We start from the raw sequence: 20,433 nt of genomic DNA, 5'->3' as shown, positions 1-20,433 counted from the left end.
GCCGGCTCGATCAGCCGGCGGCTGCCGTGCGGTCAGAGCTTTTTCAGCAGCGCTAGCAGTTGCGCTTCGCTTTTCTCCGCCAATCCGTCGATCGCCAGTTTGATGATGTCGGAGCGGGTGATACGCACGATGCCGTTGCGCGCCGCCTGCACGATCACTTCATCGATAGCCTCAATGTGGTTGTCCGTCAGGCTGACGGAAATCGCCTTATAAGTACGCTTGCGGCCGGCCGGCTTGGCTTCCGGCGCGGGAGCCGCAACCGGCAACGTATGCGAGGTGGCGCTGTTGATGAATTCGTCTTCCGACATGCGGTGGGTGGGGGTGCGTTTCTTCACAGGATCACCTCTTTCACCAGGCATTCAATTTCGGTCTGCGCCTTTTCATTGTTCGCTTCGTGCACGGTGATGGCTTCACCCCAGGCGTCGCGGTAAATCTTGCGGTCGCACAGGCGATTGCTCACCAGGGTGAACTCCGGGTATTCACTCAGCACCTGCGCCGCTTCGTTGGCTTCATTAATGAAGATATTGGTCGGGCACATGTTCAATACGATGTAGCCTTTGACCTTCTCGTTGTATTCCTGCGCGGTGGAGAACATCTCCGACAGATAGCCGATGGTGTCGAGATCCATCTGCGAAGGGCGCAGCGGCGAGAGGAACAGATCGGCGGCCAGCAGGCCGGAGCGCAGTTCGGCGCTGTCGCGGCCGGCGGTATCGACGATCACGTAGTCGTAATGGCGATCGAGCTCCAGCAGCGTTTCCTTGATTTTACCCGACGCGGCCACCACCGGAATGTGCGGCAGCCCCTCGACGTTCTGACGGTCGTTGTACCAGGTCATGATCGATTTCTGGTCGTCGGCATCGACGATGATCGCCGTCTTGCCTTGCTTAAGAATCAGATACCCGGCGATATTCACTGCTTTCGTCGATTTGCCGACGCCGCCTTTTTGCGAGCCAATCAGAACAATCATGCTGCCATCTCTCAAGTTATTAAGCAGGTAACTTATTAAGTTAATGTGCTTATTAGGTTGATAATCAAACAGGTTAACAAGAACAACTCGCGAACAATATGCACCAACTGCGGCGGCTTGCCAAGCCAGTATGTTGTTAACTGCGCAGCTTATTTTGCGGTGAATGGACCGGATGGGTAAGTAGGAATTCTCTGGGAAGTGGCGGAACGGAAGTGCCTTTTGTTAATTTAACAGCTTAATAAGTTAGTGGCTCATTAAGCTGTCGATGGCGTTACTTCTTCATCATCGCCTTCAGGTTGGCGAACGGGTTGTGGGTGGCGACGCCGATATCTTTTTGCGCATCTTCACCGGCCACCACCGTCGAACCGTATTGATCGGCCTCGGTGTATTTCGAGTGTTCGTGGTCGTGGCAATACAGACACAACATTTCCCAGTTGCTGCCGTCTTCCGGGTTGTTGCTGTGATCGTGATCGATGTGGTGCACCGTCAGCTCGCGCAGGTTGGAATAAACGAATTCGCGCGAGCAGCGCCCGCATACCCAGGGGAACAGTTTCAGCGCTTTTTCGCGGTAGCCGGTTTCCAGCTTCGCATAGTTTTTGGGGATATAGGCCATGGTGGTCGTCCGTCGTGAATCACTATGCGGTAAATAATACCACAGTGCGTGCGGCTACAACGTGCGGCTCATCACCGTGACGGTTTCACCGGCGACCTGGCGTTGCTCCAGAGGGCGCCAGCCGAGTTTCTGATACAGCGTCTGCTGGTCGGGCGTATACAGATACAGTTCGCTGATGCCCTGGATTCGGCCGTGCTCGATGCAGCGCGCGATCAGGTTGCGGGCAATGCCTTGGCCGCGGTGCTGCGGGTGGGTAAAGACTTCGCTCAGCCAGTATTGGCGCTCCGGTTTATCTGTCAATTCATATAGCGTCAAACTGGCGGTGCCGACGATCTGTTGCTGTGGCGACAGCGCCAGCAACACGACGCCTTGGCTCTCGGGTGCGCAGCGTTCAGCCAGCCGCCGGCTGATGGTATCGCGGCTGCTCCACTGCGCAAAGGCGCCCCATTCCTGGTGCAGCAACGCGGCCAGTTCCTCAATGCGCCGGCGATGGGCGAGCAGCGGTTCGATATGCATGATGTGCCTATTTTTTTTAAAGTCGGGAAAAAAGCCGCTCCTGCCTAAGCGGCCGGTTAATGAAACGTCTCCACCGCCCAGTCGATGAACGCCCGCAGCTTGCCGCTGAGGTGGCGATTGGACGGGTAGACCACGTACATCTGCTCCGGCGGCGGCTGCCAGTCGTGCAGCAGGCTGACCAGTTCGCCGCGCTCGAGGTGCGGCTGCGCCATAAACCGATAGATCTGGATGATGCCCAAGCCGGCCAGGCTCGCCGCCAGCAGCGCGTTGCCTTCATTGATGCTGACCGGGTAGCGCTGTTGGATGGCGATCTCTTTGCCGCGCTCGACATAGCGTTGCGGATGGATGCGGTCGTTGACCGGATGGCGGTAGTGCACCATCGGAAAACCCTGTTCCAGATCGCACGGATGGCGCGGGGTGCCGTGGCGCGCCAGATAGGCCGGGGTGGCGCAGCTGACCCAGTCCAGATCGAACAGACGCCGGGCGATCAGGCTGGAATCGGCCAACGGACCGCTGCGGATCACGCAGTCAGCGCTGTCGCTGATCAAATCGATAACGCGATCGCCGATGCTGAGATCGATCTGGATTTGCGGGTAGCGTTCCAAAAAGCCGGGCAGCGCCGGCAACAGCAGTTGGCGGGCGGTGCCGCTGCCGGTATCGATGCGCAGCACGCCCTGCGGAGAATTCTGCGACTCGGTCAGACAGCCCTCCATCTGCTCCAAATCCGCCAGCCATTTCACCGTATTCTGGTAATAGCATTCGCCCTCGCGGGTGACCGACACGCTGCGGGTGGTGCGCTGGAACAGTTTGGTCTGCAGGTGATCCTCCAGATTTTGGATCAGCTTGGTGACCGTCGCTTTCGGCATGCCCAGCGAATCGGCGGCGCGGGTAAAGCCGCCGGTTTCCACGACGCGGTTAAATACCCGGATAGCGAGCAAATGATGGTCCATAGGTTCTCAACGCCATGCCCCGGCGCTGGCCGGGGCATGTTTCTGCAGATAGATAATGATTAACACTGTTTAGCGCCAATCGCGCCGGAGCGCAAGCTGAGGCCGAATACCAGCGTGGCGGAGAGGATCAGCGCGCCGCCGAACAGCATGGCGCTGCTGACGCCCTGCCAGTCCACCACCTCGCCGCCCAGCAGTGCGCCGGAGGCCAGCGCGATCTGGATGACGCACACCAACAGCGCCTGACCGGCTTCCGGCGCCTGCGGCACGGCGGCGAACATCCAGTTGGTGGCGCAGACCGGCACGGCGCCAAAGGCCAGCCCCCATACCAGCACCATCAGCGTGGCGCCGGCGAGGCCGCTGAGCAGCGGCGAAACGATCAAAATGCCCGCCAGCATGGCGGCGATCAGTATGAAGGTGGCGCGCAGGCTGTGTTCCGCCAGACGCTCGCCGAGAAAGGTGCCCAGCAGACCGATGGCGCCATAGGCCAACAGCTGCAGCGAGATCGCCGATGGGCTGAGCACGAACACCTGCTGCAGCAGGGGCCGCAGATAGGTATAGGCGGCGAAGTGGCCGATGAACAACAGCACGATGGCGATCAGGCCGATGCGCGCCATCGGCAGGCGCAGCGGCAGCACCAGATCGCGCGGCGTGACCGGTCGGGAAGGCGGTACCGACGTGAGCAAACGCAGCTGCGCCAACAGGACGCCGACTGCCAGCGCCGCACCGCCGAAGAAGGCGGCGCGCCAGCCGAACAGATCGCCGATCAGCGCCCCTGCCGGCACGCCGCATACCGCGCCGACCGAGATGCCGCTGAGGATCAGCGCAGTGGCGCGGCCCTGGCTGGCTTCCGGCACCAGATGGCGGCCGTAGTTGGCGGCGAACGACCAGAAGCCGCCGACGCAGATGCCCAGCAGCACGCGGCCCAGCAGCATCATCGGGAAGTTGACGGCCAGCGCCGCCACCAGGTTGGACACCATCAGCAGCAACGACAGCCCCAGCATCAGCAGGCGTCTGTCCAGCCGGCCGGAAGCCAGACTCAATACCGGCGCGGCCACCGCCGCCACGATGCCGGGCATGGTCACCATCAGCCCGGCGGTGCCGGTGCTGACGCCGAGCGAAGGGGCGATGTTGGTCAGCAGGCCGATCGGCAAAAACTCGGTGGTGACCATGACAAAACAGGCGACCGTCAGCGAGAAGATCGCCGGCCACGGGGATGATGCAGGGTTATCTTTATTATTCAGCATAATGCCGCTCTTCTCAGGTGAATGCGCAGGCCGCGCTCGGGGCGCGGCGTGATCAAAGTCACAATCTACGGCAGGCTGAAGGCGCAGATAAATCCATCTGCGGTGGTTACACTGTTTCTGAGGGGGAACAATGACGGCAGCGAGTTAAAACGCGGCTTGCGCCGCGCCGAGGGGAAAGGAATAAAACGGTATAAGGTTATGACCGGGCCGCGCGCGGCGCTAGAGCCCCGGCGCTTTCCACAATGAGGTGGTCAGGCCGCTATCCACCAGCGTCAGCTGATCGGCGTAGACTCGCCGCCAGTTTTCTTTCTGTTCCTGATACCGCGCATGGTTGGTGAGATCCGGCTGATGCTCGCGCTCCCAGCGCACCAGCTGCTCGCCGGTTTCGGCCAGCGACGCGTAAAGCCCGGCGCCGACCCCGGCGGCGATCGCGCAGCCCAGCGCGGTGGCTTCTTTCACCACCGGCACCCGCACCGTCAGGCCGGTGACGTCGCTGAGGATCTGGCTCCACAGTTTGCCCTTCGCACCGCCGCCGGCGAACACCAGCGAGCGGGCCTGCACGCCGGAGAAGGCGGCGATCTGCTCCAGATTACAGGCTGAGACGATGGCGGCATTCTCCTCCAGCGCGCGGAACAGCGTCTGTTTGTTGCAGCGTTCAGGATCGATAGACATGTTGATGAACGACGGCGCCGCGTGATACCAGGTTTTGAAATGCATGGCGTCAGAAAAGATCGGCATCACGCCGTAGGCGCCCGGCGGCACCCTGGCCGCCATCTCTTCCAGCAGGCTGTAAGCGTCGATCCCCAGTCGCTCCGCCAGCAGTTTCTCTTCGGCGCAGAAAGCGTCGCGGAACCAGCGCATGGTCAGGCCGGTAAAGAAGCTGATGGATTCCGCCTGCGCCATGCCGGGAATGACGTGAGGGTTAATGCGGATGTTCATTTCCGGATCGATGGCCGGTTCCGGCAGGTTGACGATTTGCTGCCAGAAGGTGCCGCCGAGCACCGCCGTCTGCCCGGCGCGCACGATGCCGAGCCCCAGGCTGCCGAGCTGCACGTCGCCGCCGCCCATCACCACCGGGGTGCCGCGCAGCAGTCCGCTCTCCTGGGCCGCCTGTTCGGTGACGCGCCCCAGCACGACGCCGGTCTCTTTCACCGGCGACAGAATATCGGCGCGCAGCCCGGCCATATCGAGCAGCGCCGGCCGCCAGTCGCGGCTGGTCAGATCCAGCATGCCGGTAGTGCCGGCGTTGGAAGGATCGACCGCCAGCTCGCCGCTCAGCATGTAGGCCAGCCAGTCGCTGATCATGGTCAGCGTCGCCGCCTGGCGATAGATGTCCGGCCGGTGGTGCGCCAGCCACAGCAGGCGCGGCATGGCGCTCAGCGCCAGCGTCTGGCCGGAGTACTGGTAGACCTCACGTTCGAAGCCGTGGTTGTGCAACTCTTTCAGTTCGCTGACTTCATGGCTGGCGCGCGCATCGACATTGGCGCAGGCCCAGATCGGCACGCCGTTGCGATCGTACAGAACGATGCCTTCACGCATCGAGCAGCAGGCTACCGCACGGATCGCCTGCGCGCTCAGCCCCGCGCGCTGCAACGCCTGGCGGATGCACTGGCAGGCCAACTGCCAGTTGCGGTTGAGATCGAATTCCATCGAGCCGGGCACGCCCGGCACCGCGAGGTGTTGCCACTCGGCCTGGCCGTGCGCGATCTGATTGCCCGCCAGATCGAAGATCACCGCGCGAATGCTGCCTGTTCCTGCGTCCAGCGCCATCAAGTAGTTATCCATAGCCTATGCTCTCAGGGGGAGGAATAGTAACTATAGATGCCGCCGTCTTCCCTCGCCGGGGGCGGGGTGGGCATCGCCGGTGCGATTTGTGAGCCAGGCGGCAAAATTGCCGTTGCGGCAGGGCAATCGACGGGAATAAACCTATGGTTGGAAAGCGCCATGCTGCGGCGCGCCGTTTAAACAAGGAGCTGTCATGCACGTCACATTGGTAGAGATCAACGTTAAACAGGATAAGATCGACGAATTTATCGACGTTTTCCGCGCCAATCATCTGGGGGCGATCGAAGAGCCGGGCAACCTGCGTTTCGACGTGCTGCAGGATGAGCATATTCCGACGCGGTTTTACATCTACGAAGCCTATCGCGACGAGCAGGCGGTGGCGGCGCACAAGCAGACCCCACACTATCTGCAGTGCGTGGAGAAGCTGGAAGCGCTGATGACCGGCCCGCGCAAGAAAACCACCTTCATTGGCCTGATGCCGGAATAAACGCCGGCGTTTGCCGGTGTCCATGCGCCCGGTTTGGTTGTAACCTGCAAGGCAAAGCGAATTTTCAATGGGATAAGCGGGGCGAGGATGACATTGCGCGATCGGCTGTTGGCGCTGTTGGTGGTGGTGATCTGGGGCGTGAATTTCGTGGTAATCAAGTTCGGCCTGCAGGGGATGCCGCCGTTCCTGTTGGCCGGGATGCGTTTTTTACTGGTGGCGTTGCCGGCGATCTTCTTTATCCCGCGCCCGACCATCCCGTGGAAATGGCTGTTGCTCTACGGCATGACCATGAGTTTCGCGCAGTTTGCCTTTCTGTTTGTCGCCATCAAGGTGGGCATGCCGGCGGGGCTGGCCTCGCTGGTGTTGCAGGCGCAGGTGTTCTTCACCCTGCTGTTGGGTGTCGTGCTGATGGGCGAAAAGCTGCGCGTCAATCATTTCGTCGGCATCGCCATCGCCAGCGGCGGCATGCTGGCGCTGGCGCAGGCCAGCCTGCATAAGCCGGGCAGCGGCGCGGTCCCCCTGGCGGGCCTGTTGCTGACCCTGGCGGCGGCGTTCTCCTGGGCGCTGGGCAACCTGACCAACAAGAAGATCCTGGCCGGTTTCCCGCAGCGCAATATTTTGTCGCTGGTGGTGTGGAGCGCGCCGATCCCGGTACTGCCGTTCCTGATTTGCAGCTGGCTGTTCGACGGCCCGCAGGCGGTGCTGGCCAGCCTGAGCCATGTGCAGGTCGGCACCTGGCTGGCGGTTGCCTATCTGGCGTTCGCCGCCACGCTGTTCGGTTATTCGGTGTGGGGCAGCCTGCTGGGGCGCTACGAAACCTGGCGCGTCGCGCCGCTGACGCTGCTGGTGCCGCTGGTCGGGCTGTTCGCCGCCTGGCTGCTGCTGGACGAAGCGCTGTCGCCGGCGCAGTTCGGCGGCGCGTTGCTGGTGCTGGCCGGCATGGCGGTCAATACCTTCGGGTTGCCGCGCCGACGGGCCGTCGCGGTGCGCTAAACCTAACAGGGCAATTCTGTTCAATACGTTGTCGGCGCGGCCCGGCATTCTGGCGCCTGTGAATTTTTCCTCAGGTGCCCTCATGAATAATATCTACCTTTCCATGGCCGCATTTGCGCTGGCGGCCTCCATCACGCCCGGCCCGGTCAACATCGTCGCATTGAGCGCCGGGGCGCAGTTCGGCTTTGGCGCGACCCAGCGTCACGTGTTCGGCGCCACGCTGGGGTTTACCCTGTTGCTGGTGCTGCTGGGTTTGGGCATGCACCAACTGCTGATCCTGTGGCCGGCGTTGACCCGCTTGATCCAATGGGCCGGCGTGGCCTTCCTGCTGTTTATGGCCTACCGGCTGGCGTTTGACGACGGCAGGCTGGGCAACGGCGAGGCGCAGGCGCCTTCCTGTTGGTACGGCGCGCTGATGCAATGGCTGAACCCCAAGGCGTGGCTGGCGTCGGTGGCCAGTCTCGGGGCGTTTGTCGGCGACGGTGACATCCGGTTGCTGTGGCAGTTCGCCGGGCTCTACTTCGTGATTTGCTATGCTTCGGTGGCCTGCTGGGCTTACGTTGGCGCGATGTTGCGCGGCCTGCTCAGGCAGGCGCGCAACGTACAGCGTTTCAATCGCGCGATGGCGGCGTTGCTGGCGGCCAGCGCCTGCTATCTGTTGGCGGAGGGTTTTTGATACTGGCCGGGTGTCGCGGCCAGAAGCTGTTTGAAGGTGCGCTGGAAGTGCGCCTGATCGGCAAAGCCGCTTTCGCTGGCGGCTGCGGCGATCGGCAGGCCGCTTTTCAATAGCCGATGGCCGTGCTGCACGCGGCGATTGACCAGATAGGCGTGCGGCGTCATGCCGTAGCGCTGGCGGAAGGCGCGGATCAGGTAGGAGGGCGAGAGCGCGGCGGCGTGGCAAATGTCTTCCAGCGTCAGCGACTGAGTGCAGTGCGCGTCGATAAACGCCGCCGCCGCTTCCAGTCGGGGGTGCGGCGGCGTCTCCGGCTGGCGGCCGCTGCCCAGCGCGAGCTGCAGGGCGCTGAAATACTCCACCAGGGCGATCTGTTTTTCCAGCGCGCCGCACTGCGCGTTCGTCAGCAGCGCGTACAATTGGTTCAGCCCGTTGAACAGCGCCGGATCGCGGCTGAGCGGCCGGCTGAAGGGGACAAAGCGGTCGCCGTCGCCGCCCATCATTTCCTGCTGCAGCGCGCCGAGCCAGGCGAGATCGAGATAGAACATGATGTATGACCAACGGCGGTCGGCGATCGGGTTGCAGGCATGCGCCTGCTGCGGATTGATGATCACCACATCGCCGGCGCCGACCTGCATGCGCCGCTCGCCGTTGACATAGGTGCTGACGCCGCCGGTGATGGCGCCGATGGAAAAGAATTCGTGGCTGTGCAGGCTGTAGCACACTTTGCGGCCATCATTGATGGCGCGCGCTTCGACAAAAGGCAACTGCGGGTCGCGCCAGAACTGGGGCGTTTTTTCACTCATGCGCTTTCCTTTTCACTGCGGCGGCATCACAGTGTTATAGCCTGAAAGCGACGAAAAGGGGAATGGCGGATGATGATTTTTAACGTGTTCGGCCGCCTGGTAGGCGTGAAGCGTATCGGGGACGAATGGCGGCTGTTCCGCGTGACGCTGCCGGAGCGCAAATATGCCCCCAGCTACGATATCGTGTTGCCGGCGGATCTGCGCGAAGAGGAGATCGCCGGCTATCTGGGGGATATCTATCACGAAGCCGCGACCCCGCAGCGGCCGGACGTGTTTCGCGTCGAGTAGCGCGGGCGTTACTCTTCCGCGTTGCGCGCCATGAGGCGGCGCTGATGTTCCTCGCTGGCGGCCTGGATCTCTTCCAGCACCGAGCCGACGTCGGCGCGCTTCTGAATTTCGCTGAATCGGCCGCTGAGGACGCTGTCCGGCGTCAGCGTGCCTTCCTGATACAGCGCCCAGACCTCTTTGGCATATTGGCTGTCGCGCAGCTCCGGCGCAAATTGGCCGTAATATTCCGCCAGATTGTCGATATCGCGCTCGAACATGCTTTTGGCGTGGTTGTTGGCGGCGGCGTCCACCACCTGCGGCAGATCGATGATCACCGGCCCGTCTTTATCCATCAGCACGTTGAATTCCGACAGATCGCCGTGCACCAAGCCGGCGCACAGCATGCGCACCGCGTAGTTCATCATCAGAGCATGATCGGCGCGCGCCTGTTCCGGCGTCAGGATGACATCGCTCAGACGCGGCGCCACCAGGCCTTCCTCGTCGGTGATCAGCTCCATCAGCAGCACGCCGTCCAGGCAGATGTCCGGCTGCGGCACCCGCACCCCGGCCCTGGCCAGCAGATACAGCGCGTCCACTTCGGTGTTCTGCCAGGCTTCTTCCTGTTGCTGACGGCCGAATTTGGAGCCTTTGCTCATGGCGCGCGCGTCGCGGCTGTTGCGCACCTTGCGCCCTTCCTGGTAGTGCACGGCCTGCTTGAAGTTGCGCTTCTCGGCTTCTTTGTACACTTTGGCGCAGCGGATCTCATCGCCGCAGCGCACGATAAACACGTCGGCTTCTTTGCCGCTTTTCAAACGGCGGATGACTTCGTCGATTAATCCGTCATCCACCAGCGGCTGGAGTCGTTTTGGAATTTTCATGCAGCCTTGTACCCTATTTAGGCTCCGGTGTGAATGGCTTGCGCAGTTGATAGCGTAAGTTAGACCCGAAAGGCAAACATTAGTTTTGCCGCCGCGGCATCATTGCGCGGCGGCGGGCGTTCACAGGCTGCCTGTCGGCACCCAGACGCTGACGCTGCCGGCGTTGACCGGGAAATGGACGCTGCCCTGGTCGTCGGTGGTGATTTCCTCCTGGCGGTTACCGAGGAAATCGCGCCAGGCGGTGCGCGCCAGATCGGCGCCGAGCGCGACCGTCTTGCCGCTTTCGCCGCCGTTGGTCAACACCACCACGCAGCCGGGGGCGTCGGCGGTGCCGGCGCGGCTGAAGGCCACGCAGTGGCTGTCGTCGAAGTAGTCGGTTTGCGGGCCGTTGGCGAAGCGCTGGCGGGCGGCAATCAGCTTCTCCAGCTCCGGGATCGCCGGCATGTCAATCTGGTACTCGCCGCCGTCACGCCCTTTATCGCGGTAACTGGCGCCATAAAGGTCGGGGTAAAACACGCAGGGCACGCCCTGTTCGCGCAGCAGGATCAGCGCGTAGGCCAGCGGTTTGAACCAGGGTTCCACCGGCGCCTCCAGCGATTGCAGCGGCTGGGTATCGTGGTTGGCGACCAGCGTCACCGCGTGGGCCGGATCGGCGGCGGTCAGGGTATCGGTGAAGATCTGCGCCATGTCGAAGCCGTCGCCCTGTTTTGACGCCTGATGAAACTTCAGGTGCAGCGCCACGTCGAACAGCATCACTTTGCCGTCCACCAACTCGATGTATTGTTGCAGCGCGCTGAGATCGTGCGACCAGTATTCGGCGACGATAAACAGATCGCGCTGCGCGCTGTCGCGCACGTGATCCGCCCACTCTTTGAAGAACCAGGCGGGAATGTGTTTGGCGGCGTCGAGGCGGAAGCCGTCGCACGGCAGCGTGTCCAGCAGCCAGCGCGCCCAGTATTTGAGCTCCTCCGTCACGGCGGTATTGCGGAACTCCACGTCGGCGCCCATCAGGTAGTCGTAGTTGCCTTTCTCGTCGTCGACCTGATCGTTCCAGCCGTCGTCGCCGTAGTCGTTGGCGATTTTAAACACCCCTTTATCGTCCGGCTGCTCAACGTAATCGACGCCGCTGAAGCATTTGTAATCCCAGATAAACTCGGAATGCGCGCCCTGGCGGCCGGGGAAGGTAAAGCGGGTATAGGCCAGCGCGTCGAAGCCCTGGTTGTCAATGTCGTTGCGGTTGTTGGCGTCCACCTTGAACACGTGCACCCGTTCTTTCTCGTCCGCGCCGAGCTTGTGGTTGAACACCACGTCGTAGAGCACCCCCACGCCGTGTTCGCGCAGCGCAGTGGCGGCGTGTTCGAGCGCCGCCTTGTCGCCGTATTTGGTGGCCACGCTGCCTTTCTGGTCAAACTCGCCCAGATCGAACAGATCGTAGGTGTCGTAACCGACGGAGTAACCGCCGGAAGCGCCTTTGTAGGCGGGCGGCAGCCACAGATCGGTAATGCCCAGTTCGGCGAGGTGCGGGGCGCGTTCGGCGGCCTCCTGCCACAGTTTGCCGCCGTCGGGGTAGTACCAGTGGAAGAATTGCAGCAGGGTGGTTTTTTTCGTCATGAGCCAGCGTCCCGGTTAGCCAGAAGGAAAGGAGCAGTTAAAGCATGGGCTACTTTTGGCAAAAGGGACAAGTTTGGCATAGGCGGCCCGAGAAGGCCGCCCGAGAGACTGCTTAACGCTGGCTGGCGTAATGAGGTGAGCGCGGGCCATAAAGAATGGCGCCGTTCTGACCTGTTGCCGACAGGAGGCGAGTGTTGGCGATGGCACCAATGTCGAACCCTTTGTCGCTGATGGTATCCGCGATTTGTGAAATCGCGGCGCTGATCACCATGCCCAGCAGGCCACCGGAATTGTTGTTGCCTTCGTTGCTGGATGCGGTGGCGGTGCCGGCCCACAGCTGTTTGCCGTTGCGCAGGTCAACCAGGCGAGCGGCTACGGTAACGCGAGTTTCGCTGCTGATCACCATGTAGCTGGTACCGTATTGCGTGACATCCAGGTACAGCACGGTGTCGGCGCCGAAAATCTGGTGCAGTTTTTTCGGACTGACGGCGCGGATGTCGTTGGCGTTGGTTAGACCGTTTTGCAGGAAGGTTTCCTCCACTACAGCGACCGGCAACACATAGTAACCGGCCTCGGCCAGCGGTAAGGTTGCACTGGCGAGCACGCTGTGGCTGGCTTTGACATCCGGCGACTGATTAACCGGCGGCAAGACCAGGATCGACTTCGGCTTGCTCTCATGGAATGCCGCATAGTCATAAGGCGTTTGCTTAGCACAGCCGCTCAGCAACAGGATGGCGGTAACGCTGAGGAAAGTGAGTACACGCTTCATTTAAAGCTCCCCTTATCCTTGGCCATCAGGAAATTCATAAACGATGCCGATTCCGGGAACAGCGCTTTTTCCGTGTTGAATTCACTCATGGCTTGTCCGTCGTTGCCGGTTTTGCTGTACAGCAGCCCCAGTTGCGCATGCAGCCCCGGCGGTACGGCTTTATCCTTGGCGCGGGATTTCTCGACGATCTCTTTCAGCGTAGCGATCTGCTGCTCAGGGCTTTGCCCATCCTGCTGGTAGTATTGATAAAGAGAAGTTTGGTAGCCATCCCAATTGTAAAGCGTTTTCGGCGCGGCGCAGCCGGCCAACAGGGTCGCTGCAAACAGCGCCCCGCCCATTTTTTTAGTTATCATCTTTCTGCTTCTAGTCCGTTAGTTAGCAGGGCGCCATGCGCCGTTTTCGATACCGGTAACCAGGTTATTGACGGCTTCACGCACGGCCAGATCCAGCACCTTGCCGTTAAGGGTGGAGTCGTAGCTGGCGGTGCCCCCGAAACCGATGATTTCGCGATTGGACAGTTCGTATTCACCGGCGCCCTGAGAGGAATAGACGACTTCTGAAGTCTGTACGTTCACGACGTTCAGATTGACTTTGGCGTAAGCGACCTGTGATTTACCACGGCCCAAAATGCCCCACAGCTGATGATCGCCGACTTCTTTGCGGCCGAATTCGGTGACATCGCCGGTAATCACATAGTTGGCGCCTTTCAGCGTTTGTGCTTTCCCTTTAATGCCGGCTTCAGTTTTCAACTCTTCCATGTTGGCGCGATCCAGCACGTTGAAACGGCCAGTCTGCTGCAAATGCGTGATCAGGATAGTCTTGGACTGATTGCCCAGCCGATCGACGCCATCGGAGAAGATGCCATTCATGTAGCTGGAGCGGTTGTCGAATTTACCGACGGCGATAGGGCTGCGTGGGCCCTGATAAGTGGTGTTGTAGGAAGCCACTTTCGGCACTTCCAAAGAGCGGGAGGATTCGGTCGCGCAGCCCGCCAGCAAAGTGACGGAAAGGGCGACGGAACAGACGGCGAGTGATTTTTTCATTGGCATGCGATCTCTCCATGAGCATAAAACGGCGCGGGAGCAACCCGCGCCCGATGTTTCCATAACGAGCGTTGTCGCTGTTATGGAAGCGCCGCGATCCTGCCATGAATATGTAACAAATTACAACAAGATATCGGCATTAATGCCGCTATTAACATTGTTGTAACCTATTGTAATGCAATGGATTGATATCGATTTTTTCTCTTATCCGCAGATTTTTTCATGATTGTATGTTTTTTAACTGGTTTATTGTTTTATCAATATTAAATTAATGAATTTTTATTCTGATTTTTTTTAATTAATCAGTTTACTGTATTGGGTAATGTAACGTTTTGCATCAGCTCCTCTGTTATACCGGGGTTCATGGCGGTTTGATGATCCGTTAAGGTAGTGAGAATTAGGTAACACTATCAACTAAATTTCATTTTTTATCGGTAGCTAATTGGGGATATCAATTGTGAACATCAGGGATTTCAGAGCATTGGCGCGCAATTTGGTCAGAGAATTCGGCATGTTGAACAAGCAGAGCAACGGCTCGCGCTTTTCGCCGCTGCAGATCCATCTGATGATCGAAGTTAGCGAGCAGCCGCTGGGCGTCACCGAGCTGGCGGCCCGGCTGTGCATCGACAAAGCCAGCGCCAGCCGGGCGCTGCGCAGCCTGGTGGCCGCCGGCGTGATAGAAACGGTGGATCATCCGGATGACAAGCGGCACAACCTGCATCGGCTGAGTAAACAGGGCGTCAAGGCGCTGGCCGGCATCGAGAGCGACGCCGACGGCTTTATGCAGGCGGCGCTGGCGCAGTTGGATGACGATGAGCTGGCGAGCACCACTGCGGCGATGAAAAAGATGACCGCGGCGCTGCGCAGCGCGCGCAAACAGCGCGACGCCAATCTGCGGGTGCGGCCGATCGCCGAGCGCGACGATGCGGCGATGGCGGCGATCATTCGCGAGGTGTTTCGCGAGTACGGCATGGACAAGATGGAAGGCGTCAGCCTGCACGATCCGGATCTCGATCGGCTGACCGGCCTGTATCGCGACAACGGCGGCCGCTACTGGGTGCTGGAGCGGGACGGGCAGGTGGTGGGGGGCGTCGGCATGGCGCCGCTGGCCGGCGAAGAGCCCGGCTATTGCGAACTGCAAAAACTGTTCTTCAAACCCGGTGTGCGTGGGTTGGGTATGGCGCGCTATATGGTGGTGCAGGCGCTGAAGGCGGCCCGGGCGGCAGGGTATCGCTATTGCTATCTGGAAACCACCGAACAATTGAAAGAGGCGATCGGGTTGTATTACGCGTTGGGTTTCACGCTGCTGACGGAACGGCGCGGCAATACCGGCCACCACGGCTGCAATGTGTGCATGCTGAAAAATCTGCAGAACGACGATATGTGAGCGGTTTCAAGGTTAACGCCCGCGCCTTGTGTCACCCTGTTAACCGTTTGATAACAATCACAACGTTTTATCAGGGAGGAGAATTATGTTGGGGGATCCCATGGCGCTGTCTGCGCTGGTCACGCTGGTGGTCATCGCGCTATGGGCCAGCGCCCGTTTGCCGGAGTATTTGGTCGCGCTGCTGTTCTTTGCGGCGGTGATGGTATTGCAGCTGGCACCCGCCGCGGTGACCTTTTCCGGTTTCGCGTCTTCCGCATTCTGGCTGGTGCTCAGCGGTTTCGTGTTGGGCACCGCCATCCGCAGCACCGGCTTGGCGGATCGCCTGGCCAACCGGCTCTTGCCGCATCTGGCCGGTTCCTGGCCGCGCCTGGTGGGCGGCGTGGTGGCGATAAGCTACGCGTTGGCGTTTGTCATGCCCTCCAATATGGGGCGCATTACGCTGCTGATGCCGATCGTCATGGCATTGGCCGAGCGCGCCGGCTTGGCGGAAGGCTCGCGCGGCCGCATCGGTTTGGCGCTGGCGGTGGGGTTCGGCACCTTCCAGCTTTCCGCCAGCATCCTGCCGGCCAACGTGCCTAACCTGGTGATGAGCGGTGCGGCGGAAAGCGCCTACGGCAGCCACTTCGCTTATCTCTCTTATCTGCTGTTGCACGCTCCGGTGCTCGGGTTGGCCAAAGGCGCGCTGCTGACGCTGTGCATCTGTGGCCTGTTCCGTGCCCGGCCGCAGCCGGTGGCGACCGAGGCGGGGCAAACGCCGCTCAGTGCCGCCGAGTGGCGGCTGATAGCGCTGTTGGGCATTACGGTGCTGCTGTGGATGACCGACAGCTGGCACGGCATCGCCCCCGCCTGGATAGGGTTGGCGGCGGCCTGCTTCTGCCTGTTGCCGCGCATCGGTTTTCTCAACGGCGAGCAGTTCGCCGCCGGGGTCAACGTGCGCACCTGTATTTACGTGGCGGGGATCCTGGGGCTGACCGCATTGGTCAGCCACTCGGGGCTCGGCGATCGGTTGGGCGGCGCGCTGCTGGCGATGATGCCGGATCTGCACGGCAAGCCGTTTACCGCATTCGGTTCGCTGGTGGGGGTCACCGCGCTGTTGAATTTCGTGGTGACCGCCAACGGCGTGCCGGCGCTGTTTACCCCGCTGGCGCAGGCGTTGTCCGCAGGCAGCGGCTTGCCGCTGCTGACGGTGCTGATGACCCAGGTGATCGGTTACGCCACGCCGCTGTTGCCGTATCAGGCCTCGCCGATCGTGGTGGCGATGGGGATGGGCAAAGTGCCGGCGCGTGAAGGGCTAAAGCTGTGTCTGCTGTTGGCCGCGCTCAGCTTTGCGCTGCTGGTGCCGTTGGACTATCTGTGGTTCAGGCTGCTGGGGTGGATCCCGTAAACAGCCCCGCGCCGCCGGCAAAGCAGTCTTCGTCCAGCGTCAGGGTGGCGATTTTATGCACCGGTCCGCGCATGCTGACCTGAAAATCGCCGCTGAAGGCGATCTGCAGTTCGCCGCCCGGCATCCGCACACTAACCCGCTCGCCGACTCGTCCCAACTTGCGCATCACGCTGGCGGCGGCGCAGCTGCTGCTGCCGGAGGCGAGGGTAAAGCCGGCGCCGCGCTCCCAGATGCCGATGCGCAGCGTCTGGCGATCGACCACTTCCACCAGTTGTACATTGGTGCGTTTCGGGAACAGCGGATGGCGCTCAATCTGCGGTCCGAGCCGATGCACCTGCGCCAGATCCAGTTTTTCCACCGGCACCACGCAGTGCGGGTTGCCCATCGACACCAGCGAAACGCTTAACGTCTCCTCCTTCAGGGGCAGCGGATAGTTCAGCGCCTCCGGCAGATCGATCAAGGCCGGCAGCGCCGCCGGGCTGAAATTGGCGCGCCCCATCTCCACGGTTATCTGATGCGCGTCTTCCGCCACCTGGCAACGCACGTCGCCGCCGGCGGTGTGCACCAGAAACGGCTGATGCGCCACGCGCTTGCTGTCGAACAGATACCGCGCGTAGATACGCAAGCCGTTGCCGCTTTTCTCCGCTTCGGAGCCGTCCGGGTTGATGATGCGCAGGGTGGGATTGACGGCGTCGCCGCTGTCGATCAGCAGGCCGTCGGAACCGATGCCGTAATGCGGGTGGCACAGCAGGCGGATTTGTTCCTGGCTCAGGCGATCGGCGACCGAACGGTGGCATACCAGGTAGTCGTTGCCCAGACCGTGATATTTGTGAAACAGCAGGGGAGTCATGGCGTTGCTCGGCTCAGCGGGAAGAGGTCGCTACAGCTTACAACAGAACGTTGGCGTTAAAGCAAACAAAAGGCGGCCTGAGCCGCCCTTTTGCACGATTGCCGATCCGGCCATTAATTGTAGATGATCGCGGTGCCGTGCAGTTTGTTGTCACCGGTAGTGGCGATGATCTGGAAGGATTTGGCACCCGCCGCGTCGGCTTTGGCCGCCAGTTTGTTTTCCAGGCTGCTCAGGTCGGACGCGCCGCTGACGGTAACGACGCCGGCTTTTTGCAGGTCGGCGGGTTGCGCGTTCACCAGTTCAGCGGCGAAGCTGCCGAAGGAGGTGGAAGCCAGTGCGATGGCTGCGATGGTCATTTTCAGGTTTTTCATGGTCTTATTTCCTATCAGTGTTCTTTACGATGTTTGTTTTGTAAGGTCGTTAAATTAATTAACGATCGATAATTTAATGTTAGATACCGGTTTGACGGATTGCAAGTATTTTTTTAATGCTCGTTAATTAATTTTTTTTACGCCCTGGCGTTGTGAGCAATAAGGATATGCAGTCCACAGGCTTAATGCTTTGTTATTGATAGATTTCTGCAGTGCCATGCAGCTGGTTGTTGCCGCCGGCGCTGGTGATGCGGAAGGATTTGGCGCCGGCCTGATCGGCTTTGGCGGCCAGGCTGTTTTCCAGCGAGGTCAAATCGGATGCGCCGCTGACGGTGATGACGCCCACTTTTTGCTGGTCGGCCGGTTGGCTAGTGACCAAATCGGCGGCGAAGCTGCCGAAGGAAACGCTGGCCAGAGTGAGGGCGGCTAAGGTTAATTTTAAGTTTTTCATAATGTTAATTCCTTTCCGATAACGGTGAATAGAGGGTTTTAATCCGCTTCGCTAATTTATCTTAACGATCGATAACTAAATGCTAATCGGTTCTCGACGAGCGCGCAATATTTTTTTATAATGATCGTTAAGTTATTTGTGCTAACCCTGCCGTGGAGCGGGATAGGAGAGGAACGATGAGCATCAATGAAGCGGTCTGCGGCAAAAAAAGCCGTGGCAGACCGAAACAATTTGATCGCGACCGGGCGTTGGAAAGCGCGCTCGATCTGTTCTGGCGGCACGGTTATGAAGCCACCTCGCTGGCCGATCTGGTGGAAGTGACCGGCGCCAAGGCGCCGACGCTGTATGCGGAATTCGGCAACAAAGAGGGGATGTTCCGCGCGGCGGTGGAACGCTATCTGCAAAAATACACCACCTGTACCAACCAACTGTTGGAACAGGATGTGCCGGTGGCCGAGATCGTCGAGGCTTACGTGCGCTCTTCCGTCGAAGTGTTCACCGACCCCGATACGCCGTCAGGCTGTTTTATGGTGTGCGCCTCCGCGGCGCTGTCGTCCGCTTCCGACGACGTCGCCCAGATGCTGCGCAAAAAACATCATGCCCAGGAAGCGGCGCTGAAGGCCTGCTTCGATCGCAAGGTGCAGCAGGGCGAGCTGCTGGCGAAAACCGATACCGCGCTGCTGGCGAAATACGTGATTTGCACCATTGAAGGCATGTCGGTGCAGGCGCGAGAAGGGGCAAGCCGGGACGATCTGTTGCGGTTGCTGGAGGCGCTGATGCTGGTGTGGCCGCGGCTCAGCCAGATTGGCAATAAGGTGTAGAAACAGGCCCGGTTTTTACCGCAATGCTGATCAGTTAATCCTGAGTGGCATTTTTTTATCCAGCTTCTGGGCGTTCTGTGCAGGGGAATTGCCGTAAATGTCCTGCATTTCTCTATGGCCAACATGAACGGCAATTGGAGGGGCCGATGGCGCGGCCCCTCCACCCGCGCCTTTGCTTAACACCGTCTGTCCGCTATGCGGATACCCTCGCCGCGCCTGCATTGTCTGGCGGGTCGGCTGCGACAAACGTCCCTGTTAGTCTCGCCTCAACCGGCCTTCCCTGGCCGGTTGCCCCTGACAACGCCGTCTTGCTCGGCAGCCGGTGATGCGCGCCCAAGGTCAACACCTGAGCTGGCAGCTACCGGGAAATCTGTCGCTTATGAGGTTGTGGTAGAGAAGTTGGAGATGAGCACGGTGTTGGGCGCCCTTGAAGACGCCGAACGCAGACGTAGCGCATTAGGCGAAACCGCCATGGACGGCGGTTTCAGGTGAGACAGGCAGGGACGCCTGTCGCAACCGGCCTCAATGCGCTATGGCGGAGGGAGGGGAGTTGGCAAAGCCAACCGTCTGACAGGGCAAAGGAGCGGGTTGCCAGGGGCCGCGCCTTCGGCCCCTGGCTCGGTCGAGGTGTGGGAGCCACATGGGGCATCTCACTTTTATCGACCGAAAATTTCACGAACGCCTGCATAAAAACGCTAACTGACCAGCATTACGGTTTTTACCGGGCCGTATACAGCGTCACTGATTGACCGGGATCACCGCGCCCTGGTACTTCTCGCGGATAAAGTCTTGAATCGGCTTGGAGTGCAACACTTTCACCAGCGCCACGATCTCCGGCTTGTTCACGTCGGCTTTGTGCACGGTGATGATGTTGGCGTACGGGTTGTTTTCGCCGCTTTCGACCGCGATCGGATCCTTGGTCGGATTCAGCCCGGCGTCGATGGCGTAGTTGGCGTTGATCACCACGGCGTCACCTTCGTTGTTGTTGTACATCTGCGGCAGCAGCGCGCCTTCAACGTTAGCCTGGAACTTCAGGTGTTTCGGGTTTTCCACCACGTCGGCGATGCGCGCATCCACCTTGCTCACCCCTGGCTTCAGCTTGATCACGCCTTCCCGTTCAAAGATTGACAGAATGCGGCCTTCTTCCGCCACCGCGTCGCGCATGATGATTTTGCCGTTTTCCGGCAGATCTTTCAGGCTCTTGTACTTCTTCGAGTAGATGCCGATAGGCTCAATATGGATCGCGCCGGCGCTGACGAAGTCGTAGCTTTTGTCGTCGGCGTGGTCTTTCAGCACCGAGTTCAGGTAAGGCACGTGCTGGAAGTAGTTGGCGTCGATGTCGTGGCTGGCCAGCGCGGTGTTCGGCAGGATGTAGTCCTGGAAGCGCTTGATCTGCAGATCGATGCCTTCCTTCGCCAGTATCGGTTTGGCCTGTTCGAGGATCTCGGCGTGCGGCACGTTGGAGGCGCCAACCACCAGCTTGGTTGCCGCGGCGGCGCCGTAAGAGGCGAGGGTGGCGACAGAGGCGAAAGCCAACATCAGTAGGTGCTTTTTCATCATCGTTTTC

General features: G+C 60.4%; 24 protein-coding genes. 7 read left to right on the top strand and 17 right to left on the bottom strand.

The window, feature by feature from the left end:
* Positions 1-32: 32 nt before the first annotated feature.
* The 7 genes from ACJ8M3_RS11250 to lsrK all read right to left on the bottom strand — a co-directional run bounded on the left by ACJ8M3_RS11250 (position 33) and on the right by lsrK (position 6,075).
* Positions 33-335, bottom strand: a complete 303-nt coding sequence (locus ACJ8M3_RS11250; RefSeq protein WP_033642294.1) for a hypothetical protein — start codon at positions 333-335, stop codon at positions 33-35.
* Positions 332-967 carry an AAA family ATPase gene (locus ACJ8M3_RS11245; protein WP_016928620.1) on the bottom strand — a complete coding sequence of 212 codons (636 nt, stop codon included), beginning with the start codon at positions 965-967 and terminating at the stop codon, positions 332-334. Before ACJ8M3_RS11245 ends, ACJ8M3_RS11250 begins: the two co-directional genes overlap by 4 nt.
* 271 nt (positions 968-1,238) lie before the next feature.
* Positions 1,239-1,580 carry an HNH nuclease YajD gene (yajD, locus tag ACJ8M3_RS11240; protein ID WP_004939576.1) on the bottom strand — a complete coding sequence of 114 codons (342 nt, stop codon included), beginning with the start codon at positions 1,578-1,580 and terminating at the stop codon, positions 1,239-1,241.
* A 54-nt stretch (positions 1,581-1,634) separates the two neighbouring features.
* Entirely contained in the window at positions 1,635-2,096 is a 462-nt protein-coding gene (locus ACJ8M3_RS11235; protein WP_033652401.1) for a GNAT family N-acetyltransferase, read from the bottom strand.
* 56 nt (positions 2,097-2,152) lie between these two features.
* Complete coding sequence (locus ACJ8M3_RS11230) at positions 2,153-3,046, bottom strand: LysR family transcriptional regulator (protein WP_033652403.1); 894 nt, start codon at positions 3,044-3,046, stop codon at positions 2,153-2,155.
* A gap of 59 nt (positions 3,047-3,105) precedes the next feature.
* Positions 3,106-4,290 carry an MFS transporter gene (locus ACJ8M3_RS11225; RefSeq protein ID WP_033652404.1) on the bottom strand — a complete coding sequence of 395 codons (1,185 nt, stop codon included), beginning with the start codon at positions 4,288-4,290 and terminating at the stop codon, positions 3,106-3,108.
* 219 nt (positions 4,291-4,509) lie between these two features.
* Complete coding sequence (lsrK, locus tag ACJ8M3_RS11220; RefSeq protein WP_042783922.1) at positions 4,510-6,075, bottom strand: autoinducer-2 kinase; 1,566 nt, start codon at positions 6,073-6,075, stop codon at positions 4,510-4,512.
* Between the two features lie 193 nt (positions 6,076-6,268).
* Between lsrK and lsrG the strand changes: the two genes are divergently transcribed.
* The 3 genes from lsrG to ACJ8M3_RS11205 all read left to right on the top strand — a co-directional run bounded on the left by lsrG (position 6,269) and on the right by ACJ8M3_RS11205 (position 8,231).
* Positions 6,269-6,562 (top strand): (4S)-4-hydroxy-5-phosphonooxypentane-2,3-dione isomerase, encoded by a 294-nt coding sequence (lsrG, locus tag ACJ8M3_RS11215; protein WP_033642299.1) that lies wholly within the window; start codon positions 6,269-6,271, stop codon positions 6,560-6,562.
* A gap of 87 nt (positions 6,563-6,649) precedes the next feature.
* Positions 6,650-7,555 carry an EamA family transporter gene (locus ACJ8M3_RS11210; protein ID WP_033642300.1) on the top strand — a complete coding sequence of 302 codons (906 nt, stop codon included), beginning with the start codon at positions 6,650-6,652 and terminating at the stop codon, positions 7,553-7,555.
* Positions 7,556-7,637: 82 nt separating this feature from the next.
* Positions 7,638-8,231 carry a LysE family translocator gene (locus ACJ8M3_RS11205; protein ID WP_033642301.1) on the top strand — a complete coding sequence of 198 codons (594 nt, stop codon included), beginning with the start codon at positions 7,638-7,640 and terminating at the stop codon, positions 8,229-8,231.
* On the opposite strand, the gene ACJ8M3_RS11200 is transcribed toward ACJ8M3_RS11205, so the two are convergent.
* A complete protein-coding gene (locus ACJ8M3_RS11200; protein WP_033642302.1) occupies positions 8,207-9,034 on the bottom strand; it encodes an AraC family transcriptional regulator in 828 nt (275 codons plus the stop codon). The genes ACJ8M3_RS11205 and ACJ8M3_RS11200 overlap by 25 nt on opposite strands.
* A gap of 69 nt (positions 9,035-9,103) precedes the next feature.
* On the opposite strand from ACJ8M3_RS11200, the gene ACJ8M3_RS11195 reads away from it, so the two are divergent.
* Positions 9,104-9,322: a DUF7661 family protein gene (locus tag ACJ8M3_RS11195; protein WP_033642303.1), complete on the top strand. Its 219-nt coding sequence runs from the start codon at positions 9,104-9,106 to the stop codon at positions 9,320-9,322.
* Between the two features lie 8 nt (positions 9,323-9,330).
* Here ACJ8M3_RS11195 and ACJ8M3_RS11190 read toward each other — a convergent pair whose 3' ends face one another.
* The 5 genes from ACJ8M3_RS11190 to ACJ8M3_RS11170 form a co-directional block, all read right to left on the bottom strand.
* Positions 9,331-10,179 carry a PA4780 family RIO1-like protein kinase gene (locus ACJ8M3_RS11190; RefSeq protein ID WP_089196756.1) on the bottom strand — a complete coding sequence of 283 codons (849 nt, stop codon included), beginning with the start codon at positions 10,177-10,179 and terminating at the stop codon, positions 9,331-9,333.
* 120 nt (positions 10,180-10,299) lie between these two features.
* On the bottom strand, positions 10,300-11,790 hold the full coding sequence (gene amyA / locus ACJ8M3_RS11185) for an alpha-amylase (protein ID WP_089196757.1): 1,491 nt from the start codon (positions 11,788-11,790) through the stop codon (positions 10,300-10,302).
* A 112-nt stretch (positions 11,791-11,902) separates the two neighbouring features.
* Positions 11,903-12,559: a DUF799 domain-containing protein gene (locus tag ACJ8M3_RS11180; RefSeq protein WP_033642306.1), complete on the bottom strand. Its 657-nt coding sequence runs from the start codon at positions 12,557-12,559 to the stop codon at positions 11,903-11,905.
* The gene (locus tag ACJ8M3_RS11175) at positions 12,556-12,912 is read right to left on the bottom strand and encodes a DUF4810 domain-containing protein (RefSeq protein WP_046686634.1); all 357 of its coding nucleotides are present in this window, start codon (positions 12,910-12,912) and stop codon (positions 12,556-12,558) included. The genes ACJ8M3_RS11180 and ACJ8M3_RS11175 overlap by 4 nt, the downstream gene beginning before the upstream one ends.
* Positions 12,913-12,930: 18 nt before the next feature.
* Positions 12,931-13,602 carry a CsgG/HfaB family protein gene (locus ACJ8M3_RS11170; protein ID WP_016928605.1) on the bottom strand — a complete coding sequence of 224 codons (672 nt, stop codon included), beginning with the start codon at positions 13,600-13,602 and terminating at the stop codon, positions 12,931-12,933.
* 481 nt (positions 13,603-14,083) lie between these two features.
* Between ACJ8M3_RS11170 and ACJ8M3_RS11165 the strand changes: the two genes are divergently transcribed.
* Complete coding sequence (locus ACJ8M3_RS11165; RefSeq protein ID WP_084819338.1) at positions 14,084-14,989, top strand: bifunctional helix-turn-helix transcriptional regulator/GNAT family N-acetyltransferase; 906 nt, start codon at positions 14,084-14,086, stop codon at positions 14,987-14,989.
* Positions 14,990-15,074: 85 nt separating this feature from the next.
* Positions 15,075-16,373 (top strand): SLC13 family permease, encoded by a 1,299-nt coding sequence (locus tag ACJ8M3_RS11160; protein ID WP_089196758.1) that lies wholly within the window; start codon positions 15,075-15,077, stop codon positions 16,371-16,373.
* On the opposite strand, the gene dapF is transcribed toward ACJ8M3_RS11160, so the two are convergent.
* From dapF to bhsA (ACJ8M3_RS11145), 3 genes are all read right to left on the bottom strand, one after another.
* A complete protein-coding gene (gene dapF / locus ACJ8M3_RS11155) occupies positions 16,348-17,223 on the bottom strand; it encodes a diaminopimelate epimerase (RefSeq protein ID WP_033642310.1) in 876 nt (291 codons plus the stop codon). The genes ACJ8M3_RS11160 and dapF overlap by 26 nt on opposite strands.
* A 113-nt stretch (positions 17,224-17,336) precedes the next feature.
* Positions 17,337-17,594: a multiple stress resistance protein BhsA gene (gene bhsA / locus ACJ8M3_RS11150; RefSeq protein ID WP_089196759.1), complete on the bottom strand. Its 258-nt coding sequence runs from the start codon at positions 17,592-17,594 to the stop codon at positions 17,337-17,339.
* Positions 17,595-17,787: 193 nt separating this feature from the next.
* Positions 17,788-18,045, bottom strand: a complete 258-nt coding sequence (gene bhsA / locus ACJ8M3_RS11145) for a multiple stress resistance protein BhsA (protein WP_089196760.1) — start codon at positions 18,043-18,045, stop codon at positions 17,788-17,790.
* A 176-nt stretch (positions 18,046-18,221) separates the two neighbouring features.
* On the opposite strand from bhsA (ACJ8M3_RS11145), the gene ACJ8M3_RS11140 reads away from it, so the two are divergent.
* Positions 18,222-18,866, top strand: coding sequence for a TetR/AcrR family transcriptional regulator (locus ACJ8M3_RS11140; protein WP_089196761.1), 645 nt, complete (start codon positions 18,222-18,224; stop codon positions 18,864-18,866).
* 738 nt (positions 18,867-19,604) lie between these two features.
* Here the strand turns inward: ACJ8M3_RS11140 and ACJ8M3_RS11135 are convergent.
* Positions 19,605-20,423, bottom strand: a complete 819-nt coding sequence (locus ACJ8M3_RS11135) for a MetQ/NlpA family ABC transporter substrate-binding protein (protein ID WP_033652662.1) — start codon at positions 20,421-20,423, stop codon at positions 19,605-19,607.
* Between the last annotated feature and the right edge of the window lie 10 nt (positions 20,424-20,433).

Origin of the sequence: Serratia sp. CY55921 (assembly GCF_052167655.1) — a bacterium.
Taxonomy (GTDB): Bacteria; Pseudomonadota; Gammaproteobacteria; order Enterobacterales; family Enterobacteriaceae; genus Serratia; species Serratia ureilytica.
Note: the sequence above shows the minus strand (reverse complement) of the source record. Positions and strands in the feature narration are given on the sequence as shown.

What these genes read in the sequence shown, in the direction of transcription:
- ACJ8M3_RS11245 (WP_016928620.1), bottom strand. Translation starts at nt 967, where the DNA reads ATGATTGTTCTGATTGGCTCGCAAAAAGGCGGCGTCGGCAAATCGACG.
- yajD (WP_004939576.1), bottom strand. Translation starts at nt 1,580, where the DNA reads ATGGCCTATATCCCCAAAAACTATGCGAAGCTGGAAACCGGCTACCGC.
- ACJ8M3_RS11235 (WP_033652401.1), bottom strand. Translation starts at nt 2,096, where the DNA reads ATGCATATCGAACCGCTGCTCGCCCATCGCCGGCGCATTGAGGAACTG.
- ACJ8M3_RS11230 (WP_033652403.1), bottom strand. Translation starts at nt 3,046, where the DNA reads ATGGACCATCATTTGCTCGCTATCCGGGTATTTAACCGCGTCGTGGAA.
- ACJ8M3_RS11225 (WP_033652404.1), bottom strand. Translation starts at nt 4,290, where the DNA reads ATGCTGAATAATAAAGATAACCCTGCATCATCCCCGTGGCCGGCGATC.
- lsrK (WP_042783922.1), bottom strand. Translation starts at nt 6,075, where the DNA reads ATGGATAACTACTTGATGGCGCTGGACGCAGGAACAGGCAGCATTCGC.
- lsrG (WP_033642299.1), top strand. Translation starts at nt 6,269, where the DNA reads ATGCACGTCACATTGGTAGAGATCAACGTTAAACAGGATAAGATCGAC.
- ACJ8M3_RS11210 (WP_033642300.1), top strand. Translation starts at nt 6,650, where the DNA reads ATGACATTGCGCGATCGGCTGTTGGCGCTGTTGGTGGTGGTGATCTGG.
- ACJ8M3_RS11205 (WP_033642301.1), top strand. Translation starts at nt 7,638, where the DNA reads ATGAATAATATCTACCTTTCCATGGCCGCATTTGCGCTGGCGGCCTCC.
- ACJ8M3_RS11200 (WP_033642302.1), bottom strand. Translation starts at nt 9,034, where the DNA reads ATGAGTGAAAAAACGCCCCAGTTCTGGCGCGACCCGCAGTTGCCTTTT.
- ACJ8M3_RS11195 (WP_033642303.1), top strand. Translation starts at nt 9,104, where the DNA reads ATGATGATTTTTAACGTGTTCGGCCGCCTGGTAGGCGTGAAGCGTATC.
- ACJ8M3_RS11190 (WP_089196756.1), bottom strand. Translation starts at nt 10,179, where the DNA reads ATGAAAATTCCAAAACGACTCCAGCCGCTGGTGGATGACGGATTAATC.
- amyA (WP_089196757.1), bottom strand. Translation starts at nt 11,790, where the DNA reads ATGACGAAAAAAACCACCCTGCTGCAATTCTTCCACTGGTACTACCCC.
- ACJ8M3_RS11180 (WP_033642306.1), bottom strand. Translation starts at nt 12,559, where the DNA reads ATGAAGCGTGTACTCACTTTCCTCAGCGTTACCGCCATCCTGTTGCTG.
- ACJ8M3_RS11175 (WP_046686634.1), bottom strand. Translation starts at nt 12,912, where the DNA reads ATGATAACTAAAAAAATGGGCGGGGCGCTGTTTGCAGCGACCCTGTTG.
- ACJ8M3_RS11170 (WP_016928605.1), bottom strand. Translation starts at nt 13,602, where the DNA reads ATGAAAAAATCACTCGCCGTCTGTTCCGTCGCCCTTTCCGTCACTTTG.
- ACJ8M3_RS11160 (WP_089196758.1), top strand. Translation starts at nt 15,075, where the DNA reads ATGTTGGGGGATCCCATGGCGCTGTCTGCGCTGGTCACGCTGGTGGTC.
- dapF (WP_033642310.1), bottom strand. Translation starts at nt 17,223, where the DNA reads ATGACTCCCCTGCTGTTTCACAAATATCACGGTCTGGGCAACGACTAC.
- bhsA (WP_089196759.1), bottom strand. Translation starts at nt 17,594, where the DNA reads ATGAAAAACCTGAAAATGACCATCGCAGCCATCGCACTGGCTTCCACC.
- bhsA (WP_089196760.1), bottom strand. Translation starts at nt 18,045, where the DNA reads ATGAAAAACTTAAAATTAACCTTAGCCGCCCTCACTCTGGCCAGCGTT.
- ACJ8M3_RS11140 (WP_089196761.1), top strand. Translation starts at nt 18,222, where the DNA reads ATGAGCATCAATGAAGCGGTCTGCGGCAAAAAAAGCCGTGGCAGACCG.
- ACJ8M3_RS11135 (WP_033652662.1), bottom strand. Translation starts at nt 20,423, where the DNA reads ATGAAAAAGCACCTACTGATGTTGGCTTTCGCCTCTGTCGCCACCCTC.